Annotated in this window: 7 protein-coding genes; 4 read left to right on the forward strand and 3 right to left on the reverse strand. The window is 40.8% G+C overall.

What is annotated here, in order from left to right; genetic code table 11:
- Positions 1-95: 95 nt before the first annotated feature.
- Positions 96-1,022, forward strand: a complete 927-nt coding sequence (locus tag AACQ75_RS04690) for an SPOR domain-containing protein (RefSeq protein WP_170889619.1) — start codon at positions 96-98, stop codon at positions 1,020-1,022.
- A 34-nt stretch (positions 1,023-1,056) separates the two neighbouring features.
- Here the strand turns inward: AACQ75_RS04690 and AACQ75_RS04695 are convergent, their stop codons facing one another.
- Positions 1,057-1,806 carry a chromosome partitioning protein ParA gene (locus tag AACQ75_RS04695; protein WP_081317722.1) on the reverse strand — a complete coding sequence of 250 codons (750 nt, stop codon included), beginning with the start codon at positions 1,804-1,806 and terminating at the stop codon, positions 1,057-1,059.
- Positions 1,807-1,903: 97 nt separating this feature from the next.
- On the opposite strand from AACQ75_RS04695, the gene AACQ75_RS04700 reads away from it, so the two are divergent.
- The 3 genes from AACQ75_RS04700 (at position 1,904) to AACQ75_RS04710 (ending at position 5,822) form a co-directional block, all read left to right on the forward strand.
- A complete protein-coding gene (locus tag AACQ75_RS04700) occupies positions 1,904-2,800 on the forward strand; it encodes a response regulator (RefSeq protein ID WP_170889621.1) in 897 nt (298 codons plus the stop codon).
- A 189-nt stretch (positions 2,801-2,989) separates the two neighbouring features.
- A complete protein-coding gene (locus AACQ75_RS04705) occupies positions 2,990-3,754 on the forward strand; it encodes a substrate-binding periplasmic protein (protein ID WP_017047503.1) in 765 nt (254 codons plus the stop codon).
- 880 nt (positions 3,755-4,634) lie between these two features.
- Entirely contained in the window at positions 4,635-5,822 is a 1,188-nt protein-coding gene (locus AACQ75_RS04710) for a hypothetical protein (RefSeq protein ID WP_258174176.1), read from the forward strand.
- Positions 5,823-5,916: 94 nt separating this feature from the next.
- Here the strand turns inward: AACQ75_RS04710 and AACQ75_RS04715 are convergent, their stop codons facing one another.
- A complete protein-coding gene (locus tag AACQ75_RS04715; protein WP_105976528.1) occupies positions 5,917-8,379 on the reverse strand; it encodes a DNA cytosine methyltransferase in 2,463 nt (820 codons plus the stop codon).
- Positions 8,380-8,717: 338 nt separating this feature from the next.
- Complete coding sequence (locus tag AACQ75_RS04720; RefSeq protein WP_170889623.1) at positions 8,718-9,101, reverse strand: hypothetical protein; 384 nt, start codon at positions 9,099-9,101, stop codon at positions 8,718-8,720.
- Between the last annotated feature and the right edge of the window lie 632 nt (positions 9,102-9,733).

The raw sequence follows: 9,733 nt of genomic DNA on the forward strand, positions 1-9,733 counted from the left end.
TAGTATTTTTGTTATACCCAATCTAAATCTATTGAACTAGGGAACATTGAATCGGTAATGTTGTCACTACTATTAAGCAAGTATATGGACTCAATATGATGACCCTGATGCGGAAAACGACCCTGTGTGTGACATCAAGCCTAACGGTGTTGGCGTCGCTGGCTTTATTTCAACCCGCTTGGGCGGACGATTTTCTTTGTGATGCGACTCAAGCTTCTGTCGATCAGCTGCCCATTCTTGATAAAGCATGCCCAATAGGGCAAGGTTTATGGGGAAAGAAAAAGCCCAAAGGGCAATCATCCACTTTTTGGATTCAGTGTGGTGTGTTAAATAAGCCATTATCTTTGCTGAAAGCCAAAGCGTTTTATACCCATATTTCTACCGATGTATGGCTAAAACCAGAAGCGAAAACGTATCGTTGCTTAATCGGTCCTTATACTGATTATGAGCAAGTAAAAAAAGAACTGCCTCTTATCCAGCAAATCCCCGGTTACAAAGAAGCTTTCATTCGTGAGGTTGTCAAAGGGCGCGCACAGTCTAGCTCGCCGATAAAAAAGACAACTTCCGCTCAAGCAACGTCTGCCGCAAAACAAATCACCAAGAAGTCTTTACCGAAACCACAAGTGGAAATGGCGAGTTCGCCATTATCAACGAAACCATCAACCAAAGCGCCAGCTCTTAATGTTCCGCCAGCGGTTGAAATTCGTTTGAGCACCACCGCAAACGGTTTGCTGTTTGTGGTGCCTCATTTACGTTCGAGTGATGAACAGTTCTATATGGAACATGGCTTAGCATGGAGCCGTCTAAACTATGAGGTGGCAGAAAAAACCTGCCAAAAAATGGCGATGCGCTTGGTAACGGAAGAAGAGTGGCAACGCCTTTTGGATTCAAAACAGATGGACAGTAACCAATGGCCAATGCACTTACCTTATTGGGGATGGTCGCAAAAAGGGCTTTTTACCAACGGTAAAGTCAGCCAACTGAAAGGTTCCTCATTACTCAATGTGATTTGCGTTAAATAAGTGTCTCAGTTTGCCGTCAGAAATGGCGGCAGCGCTACTCTTTCTTTCCCTCTTCGAGTAACTGTAGATAGCGTTGTTCGATAAAATCTTTTTCTTTACTGATGTGATACAACTGTTTTTTCATCGCTTCGACATCGACAGAAGTGCCACCTTGTTTGGCTTGCTCTTTGTATTTCTCAATGGTCTCTAGTAGTTCTTTTTTCTCGGCTTGATAATTTTTTGCCATTTCGTAGAAATCACCTGCTTTACTGATCTTAATGTATTCCGCTTCTAACTGTTCAAACTCTTTTTCGATGGTGGCTTTTTCTTCTTTCAAACTGTCAACGGTATCAGTTTGAGCAAAGAGTTTTTTACGAGTCACTCGTAGCCCTTTCACACTTTTATCGAGATCGCCTTTCAGTTTGCGGATCAACTTATGCGATTTACTCAATTTCTCATTGAGCTCATCAATTGAAGCCTGATCTTCGGCACTAATGCCCTGAGAAGAGGAATTTTTGATGAGAGAAACCTGTTGCTCGAGCGCTTTTTGAATGATGATTAAATCATTCAGAGTCGAGCTATGCTCTGCGGTGTAGTTCAACGCATTTTCAACGGATTGTTGGCATAAATGAAGCGTGTCTTCATCGCTATCACTTTTACTACGAGTAAAACCATGCGCAAATTTCCTAAATTCACGCAGGATCAGCAGTAGGATAAAAAACCAAGCCAACAAGATAATAAGCCCGAGATCGATCGCTAAGAGCGATAAAACCTTTTCGGTGAGGAACTCTTGTATTGGCATCACATAAACCCACTTTTGTTGCTGTATTTTCAGGTAAGTTTAGTTGTTGTAAAAAAATGTGCCTATACTTTGAACAAGTTAGGTCATAGAAAAATGTGCTGTGAAGATTCTCATTGTTGATGACAGTAAAGCGACACTTGAAATAGTCAGACGAGCCTTAGAGGCGTTTGGCTACCGACGTTTGTCCATTCAAAAGGCAGACAATGGTAAGGCCGCACTCAAGCTGATTGGCAGTTGGCAGCCGGATATTGTCTTAACAGATTGGCACATGCCCGGCATGACGGGGCTGGAGCTGACACAAGCGATAACCAAACGTAAGCTCGGGATAAAAGTGGCAATGCTCACCACGGTGGCCGATGAGCAACAAATCAAACAGGCGCTTGAAGCTGGAGCGTCGTTTGTGTTATCGAAACCGTTTGACGATGGTGAACTGCACCAAAAGTTGCTTCCTTTAGTGCAAGGAGCGGAAGAGAGCTGCATTGAATTAGATGAAATGGTCGAGCTGCAAGATGAGTTGGCTTTACCAAAGCTTTCGCAGCTAGAGAAGCTGCTAAAAAGAGCGGTAGGTGCTGATATCGTGCTGAATAATATTCGTCGCCAATCGTTTGATGAGAGTAAAATTCCTTGTTTGATGGCAGTCTATGAAGATGGCGAAACGCAAAAGCCGCGCGCGGTGGCACTGCTTGATATCTACGCCGTTTGTGTCTTTGCTAAAGGCAACCCCAGCATTACCAAAGAGCAACTACAACAAGCGGTACACAGCAAAATGGTCAGTAAAGATATTCTCGATACTTGCCAGAAAGTATTAAGTACTTCCGCATTAGCGTTTCTTGATAATCAAACCCGCAAAAGCTTGAAGTTAAAAAATATCAGTTTTATCCCTCAATCGTTTGAAAAGCTCGAAACCCTATTTGCCAAAGAAGCGGATAAACGGGTCGATTTTTCCTGCCAAATGGGGGCGTTAGCCCAAGGGAAAATTACTTTGGTGGGATTTTAATTATCTTTAAGAGCATATTCTGAGGTTATATTTATGACAGGATTACTTTTGCTATTGGGTATATTCTTAGATGATATTGATGAGCCGTTATTCATGAGATATAAGAAAAATTGCCACTTAGTGACTATACTGAAGTTATTCCTAAAAGTATTTAAAATTAGGATTAATTGATTAATTAAAGGAAGCGATATGATAAAGTTTATACGGATATTCATCATTGGTTGCTTAAGCCTATTTATGTCAGCCCCACTTTTAGCGAATGTTACGTGGGAGGGGCATTGCCGAGATAGAAAGCCCTATCTTTATTTTGAAAATGGTGAGTGTAAAGGCCCTGGTGGCGATGTGATTAACCAGGTTATTCTTAAGTTGGGGCATAAAGTCCATTGGACAAAAGTTCCTTGGGCAAGAACCATTGGTGTTGCACCACAGGGTGGAGTTGATCTTATTCCTCTGCACTCTATGGATGAAGAGAGAGAACAGTTTCTTCACCCATTATTAATGGGGTATGGTGAAAGAGAGGTGTTTTATTTTACTCGGACGAACTCGAATATTGATGCAAATAGTTTTGATGAAATTGTCAGCCGAGGTTTTGTTATTGGTGCACTCAATGGCAGTTTTTATAGTGACCAATTCAACCAAAATACAGACAAATTAAAAATCAGTTTTGTCACTAGCGTAGAACAAATTATTAATATGCTAGAGGCTAGTCGAATCGATCTTGCTATCACCTCTGAACAGCATGGGCTTAATCTTTTTGAAAATGACCCTAAATTAAAGAAAATAAGTTATAAAAACATTTACCTAAATGGTCGTTTTTTTAGTGTGCCTAAACGATCGGCGAACTATCAGTATATCGATCAGCTAGAGAATATTTTAACTGAAATGCGTCGTTCCGGAGAGATTACTAGGATATACGAATCTTATAACTTAGAAGCCCCAATTCAGAAAGAGTAGATTGAGGAATATTACTTTTTATTTTTATATTTCATTGCGATATATCTATTCGTAATTTAAACAGCAGCGAGGCGGCTTATGACTCGCTGCTATTTTACGATAAAGAATATATTTAGTTTCTCATGGTATCGCCATACTACCACACGTAATTTCTGGAATTAATCTGTAAAGCTTTGTCTGCTCTAGTCTTGCGGCATTTTCCAGAAAACTTCCCGGTTGAGGCTGAATTTTAATGGATTTCTGTCACATTCAGCATTTTTCCAGAATTTTCGTTGTTAAGCCAGTGCAGAAATTCAGTGTGTTTTGTCTACACTAATGTCGGAAGCTTGCTGCAACGCAATAGTGTTGTTAGAGGACAAAATAGTTTCATCGGAAATGTGGATTTTTCATGCATTTTTTATCAATGTGAATGCTAAGGTTTGATCATTTTTTAGGCGCATCACTAATGCCAAATCTAAGGAGATGATAATAAAGATTGACCAATTTCAAAAACCTTTCTGTACAAAAGCTTCTTAGAGTTCGTACTTAAATTGTGGTTCGTCGAATTAGTTTTAGTATGGCAAGCTAGTATGATAATTTTCTTAAAAAATCATCAAGATATCATCACCTTTGACGGCGTTCGTACAATTTACATATCTAGACATCGTGCTTGTTCAACACTTGGGATTAAGCGCAAATAACAAAAACTATCGTTAACTATCAATTGCTAAAGCTAGTGTCACTTGCAAAAGTTGAACGATTGTTTCGTTCAATTATCGACAGTCTCGGCAATAGGGTTTGCCAACGCTTACACTAAAAAAGTACAAAAACATTGTGCGTTCCTTAATAACTTTGTAGATTCAATGGGATATATGCAGTACCCCTTGAGGCAAGTCAACCTGTGAGAAAAATTAAAGAAAGTATTGAGGCGCATTTCGATTCACTGAATCTAGATCTTCGTCTTAATGGTAATGGCCGCTACTTTGACCAAAAGTGTACATTAGACGTGCTTTGCTCGGTTAGTGATGTCATTTTAGAGATGCATGAAAACGGCCAACAAACATTTACCGTGAAGAATGTCATGTATTCCGATGAGTTAAATGAAGTGATGGCAGGGCATTTCAAAAAGCCAGCAATCAGTGATCCTGGCGCTGCTCGTGAATATGATAAAGTCGCATCGATGCCAATCAAAGCTCTGACACAAGCAGGTGTACTCCAAGAAACAGGAAAATCTGGAAACGCCACCCTCTACAGAGTCGCCAATGAGGACTTTCTTAGTTACATTGCTGCCAGCGAGCGTAACACTCTAAATTTTGTCGTCAGTTACCTAACAAAAGTAATGCGTGATAGCGGTCTTTACCCTAAATTTGAGCAGTTCTTTGCTAGCCCGAACAAGGTCAACTATTCAGATCTTAAAGAGAGCTACAGCAGCTTTATCATCAACTACACCAAGATTAATGGCGTTACGGAATGTAACCGAATATTCCCTAAAGTGCTGAATCCCATCGCCTTTGCTAGATCCTCACATGGTTCAAAAGATGGGCATCTGTCATCAGGGCCAATCCCTTACCAAGATCTCATTTACAACCGTCCTAACTTTAGAGACCTAAACAAACCGAAAGACATGCCAAGGGCCACATTCCTTGAGCAAATTCCAGAGGAAACGACCACTGAGGTCTACCACGTCAACAAAGCGAAGAAGAGTGTACGTCGCTACCATGAGGGCAAGAGTGAGGTGAATCGCTTTAAGGAATTGGAGGCTAGCCATGTGCACCATATTTTCCCTCAAGCAGTCTTCCCTGAGCTTTCTGATACGCTTGAAAACCTTATATTACTAACGCCAGGGCAGCACCTAGCCTACGCACACCCCAATGGCAACACTCAGACCGTATCAAAGTCTTACCAACTGGTTGGCCTACTCGCGAAATTAGACAGCATTGAACGCTCGGTCTTCTCTCAATTTGATGAGTTTTATAGCTTGAATGAGTTCATCAATGTAGTGAACACAGGGTTAGATTCCGATTTGCTTACCGAGGGGATGGGCGTGGAAGAGATCAGACATAAAATTGCTGCGGCATATATCAACTAGCTTTGCCACCTAGGCGCTCAAAACTTGAGTAAAAAAATAGTAGGCGTCATACCTGCTATTTTTTTAATAACAATCTTCAAGCTGCATTATTAGATTAGCGTTTCATCCCAAAGTAACTCACTGAAACACTGTCGATATTCATCGAACGTGTACCATAGTTTCTCGCGATGCGATAAAACTGATTAAACTCAGAACTTGAGAAGTAATCAATATTATCATCGGTCACCACATCATCGGTATATAAAATTGCCGCTGAACCATCAGCCACGCTGCCTTTTGGCAGGCGTGTTGCGCGTGGATTGTAGGTCAGGTTCGGCACCAGAATTACATTGGCATCGAGATACTTTTTCACTGCGAATTCTGAGATATCATCCACATAGCAATCGTAATTTTCAATGTCTTTGATGTCCCCATGGCCGATATTGCGCGACTTAATTACGCGATATTTACCCTGCTTTTTCGTGTGTTTCTTGGTGATTTGACGGTCACGAAAAACTTTAAACTTACCAAACTCTAGGGTCTGGAAAATCTCATCAAACCATTCATTACGATACAACAACCAACTATTGAAGTAGTTATGAGTCAAGTAGTCTTGCTCAAGCACAAAGTAAGCCTTGTTCAGGTAAGAGTAAACGCTCACCTGACTGTGGTTTTTAGGCTTGGAAGTTGTGTAAGTAACTGAAACAGTCTCAATTTTCACATCGAACGCTTTTTCATTGTAATCGTTGATATGCAGCAGTGTGTGCATTTCTAGCAACTTTCGCGTCTTCATATATTCCGGCGCATTTAGTAGCGCTTTTGGTACAATTAATGAAACATGCTTGCCCAACTTGCTGCATTTCTCAATAAAAAACGAGAAAATGTTATTAGTAGTTTGGTTCGCCAAGCCACGACGATACTTACTAAGCAGGCTGTTATCTTTGATTTTCATGTACGGCGGATTACCAACAACCACATCGTAGGTTTTGTTGGTTTCTAGCAGTAAGAAGTCTTCATTAAAAAAATTGATTTCTACATTATCGAGCGAGATGTATTTGTTGATCAGCAGTTTACAAAGTTCAATCGAATCTTTGTTGATGTCCACGCAATCAATGATCAGTTTTTTACCTTGATACTTTTTGACAATTTGATGCAAGAAGTTACCCACACCAACCGCCGGCTCTAGTACGCGTAAGGTGTCAGAACTAATCTCCGGTAACGGCGCTATTGCTGAAAAGCAGATTTCTTGGTCGGTGTAATATGCAGCGGTATCAAGTCGTTCTGCGTTGGCTAACTCACAGATTTTGAACATGTCTTGTGATGCATAGTCTTGCCAGTTCTTCTCAACGAACTTGTAAAGTGTTGCCATGTCTTCCAAGTGATACTCTCGGATGGTATCAGCGATCTGTTTTTCAGATAAACGAGGAGACTTCACACCTATGATCTTACGCCCTATTTCACCGAACACGGCGCTAGGCACCGCTTCACCCAAGCATTGGCGAATATTGATATCAGTCTTCTTTCTAAACTGATTTTTTACTTCATAATTAGCAGCGTTGGTTGGTACAGTACCACTTGGGAACCATTGAAAAGACTCAGGGATCGACATCATCAGCATCAATTCACGAATACTGAAAACGCGGTCATCCACCGGATGGACAGTGTTTTGGCTTGGCAAACAATCGTTGCGTGTGTGAATACAAGGCGCGACCTTATCCCAAAGCTGACGTTGATACTTATCGCCATTTTTGCTCTGGTTCACCACAATTTGTCCATCGACAACCTTGTGCGGCTTTAGCTTGTCGTCGGTATTATCAAATGCACTCTTGCCGTAAGGAGTGGCCTTAATCCAAGGCAACATTTCTTCTTTATACGGCCTGAATGAGTGGAAGAAATCATCCTCAGAAAATTCACCCATCTTTTTTAGATATGGTAAGTGACCAATAACGTCTTGCAGTGTTTTCTCGGGGCGGAAATCTGGATAAAGATCGAGCGGTGTCACGCCTTTTTGATCTCTTCTAACACCAATTACAAGTGTACGGGTGCGACTTGAGTTCGCGCCATAGTTCTTGAGGTTAAGAACTTTGCTTTCAATCTGGTAGTCTGGGCCCAAGTTGGTATGGATAGCCTCTTTGATAGGCTTATCGACACCATCGAGATCGGTACACACTGATTGAAGAAACGCGCGTACGTTTTCAAAGATAAAAAACCTTGGCTGCTGTTCTTTGACAATCTTCAAAGACTCAACCACTAGCGAGTTACGCCCAAGCTCCTCATTTTTCTTATGGTTAGCCACACTCATGCCTTGGCACGGAGGCGTCGCCACAACGAGGTCAATATCTTTAAGCTTTTTACGCTGCTTGTAGGCAGCTATTTCACCGTAAAGCCTGTCATGCGTGTCTTTTTGAGTAAGATCACCACAGATGTATCCAGAATCATACTCACACTTATTGTTGTATTTTTGGATGTTTAAACGCTTTTCTAACAGTTCAGCAGTGGCGATACATTTAAACCCAAGTTCTTTTAAACCGAAGCACCCAACTCCCGCCGAACTGAATAGGCTGACGTACGTTAGCATGATATACCCTCATTTATTGACATGCACATTCTAACACACTTAATCAAAACTTGAAGGGATAAAAAGAACCATTAAATTAACTTGTTGATTAACATGTGATTATTTTTTATTGTGGTTTTTTTGGGGCGAGAAACATGAAAAAACCAGCAATATGCTGGCTTTTAGAGTGTAGTGGGAAAGGATGGATTGGAACCATCGAATGCAGTGCGAATAGGTTTACAGTCTACTTTCTTCGGCCACTCGGGAACCCCTTCCAAATGTGTATGCATAATAAAGAAAAATTCAGGCTGAGTACAAGAAAAAGCTCTCCACTTCAGTTCAAGTGCCTAAATTTTGTATCAAGCACTGTAGCCGTCATCGAAATCCTGTTGGCGAGCAGTTGGCACCGTAGCTTTTACTGACTGATAATCAGGTTCAGACTGGAAGCTAAAACTATGATGTAAAGTCAAATGCTCAAGATATTGGTTACAATTGATGCGACCTAAAATGTTACCAACTCCAGCACTTACGCGACCAGTATATAAAGTTTTGAACTCAAAGAGGCGATCAAAAATTTTAATACGGCATTCATGCCCCCAAGCACCTTGGTGTTGGTTGTTTTCCCAAACTAACTTGCAAGCTCGCGTTTCAATTGAACGAACTAAGAAGCCTAAAGCATAATAAAAGTGTCGCTCGTCCGAAAACACCAAGTAGGGGCTACGAGAACCAAAAGATAACTTCATAATATCTATCCTATATTTTTATATGTAGACAGAATAACAACATAATTTCGTGATTTCTGTGATGAATAAGACCTAGCAATGACTTAGGGACATTCTTTAATTAAAAAGGGTGCTACATCACTGATCAATGACAAACTGTGGTAAAAACGTAGCAAGCACCTTTCTAATTTAGCCTATTTAGACACCAAAATAGAGTCTAGTGACGTTACTGAGCTGGGATTAGATTTAGTAGGAAAAATGCACGCCCCTAAATTTTATAGAGTATTTGATCTAGCGAGTGTTGGGGCAAAAACTGTTTTAGCTTAGCTGCCCCCGACAGACTTGATATAGCCCAAAAGCGATCAATCATTTATTGTAAATGATCAGACTTTATTCGAACTGAAGAGACTTTTTTTCTTCGGCAGGTGTGATGGGCAAAAATTTTGTTACCGTGAGCAATTTTTTGCCCACGCGAGCAATTTATTGCTTGAGTGTTTGCTGGGTTTTTCTAACTACTTGATATATAGCTCTTTTTGATTTGGCATTTCTTTTGCGTAGAGAAGCATCAAACTGTGCGATGTGGTTCACATCGCTTTGATTCACTCAATAAGGATTAAGCTATGCCAACTCCATGTTATATCTCTATCGAAGGC

The sequence above is a fragment of the Vibrio sp. B1-2 genome, assembly GCF_963888445.1.
Lineage (GTDB): Bacteria > Pseudomonadota > Gammaproteobacteria > Enterobacterales > Vibrionaceae > Vibrio > Vibrio anguillarum.

Coding starts and splice junctions, on each gene's coding strand:
- AACQ75_RS04715 (WP_105976528.1), bottom strand. CDS start 8,379: ATGCTAACGTACGTCAGCCTATTCAGTTCGGCGGGAGTTGGGTGCTTC.
- AACQ75_RS04705 (WP_017047503.1), top strand. CDS start 2,990: ATGATAAAGTTTATACGGATATTCATCATTGGTTGCTTAAGCCTATTT.
- AACQ75_RS04720 (WP_170889623.1), bottom strand. CDS start 9,101: ATGAAGTTATCTTTTGGTTCTCGTAGCCCCTACTTGGTGTTTTCGGAC.
- AACQ75_RS04690 (WP_170889619.1), top strand. CDS start 96: ATGATGACCCTGATGCGGAAAACGACCCTGTGTGTGACATCAAGCCTA.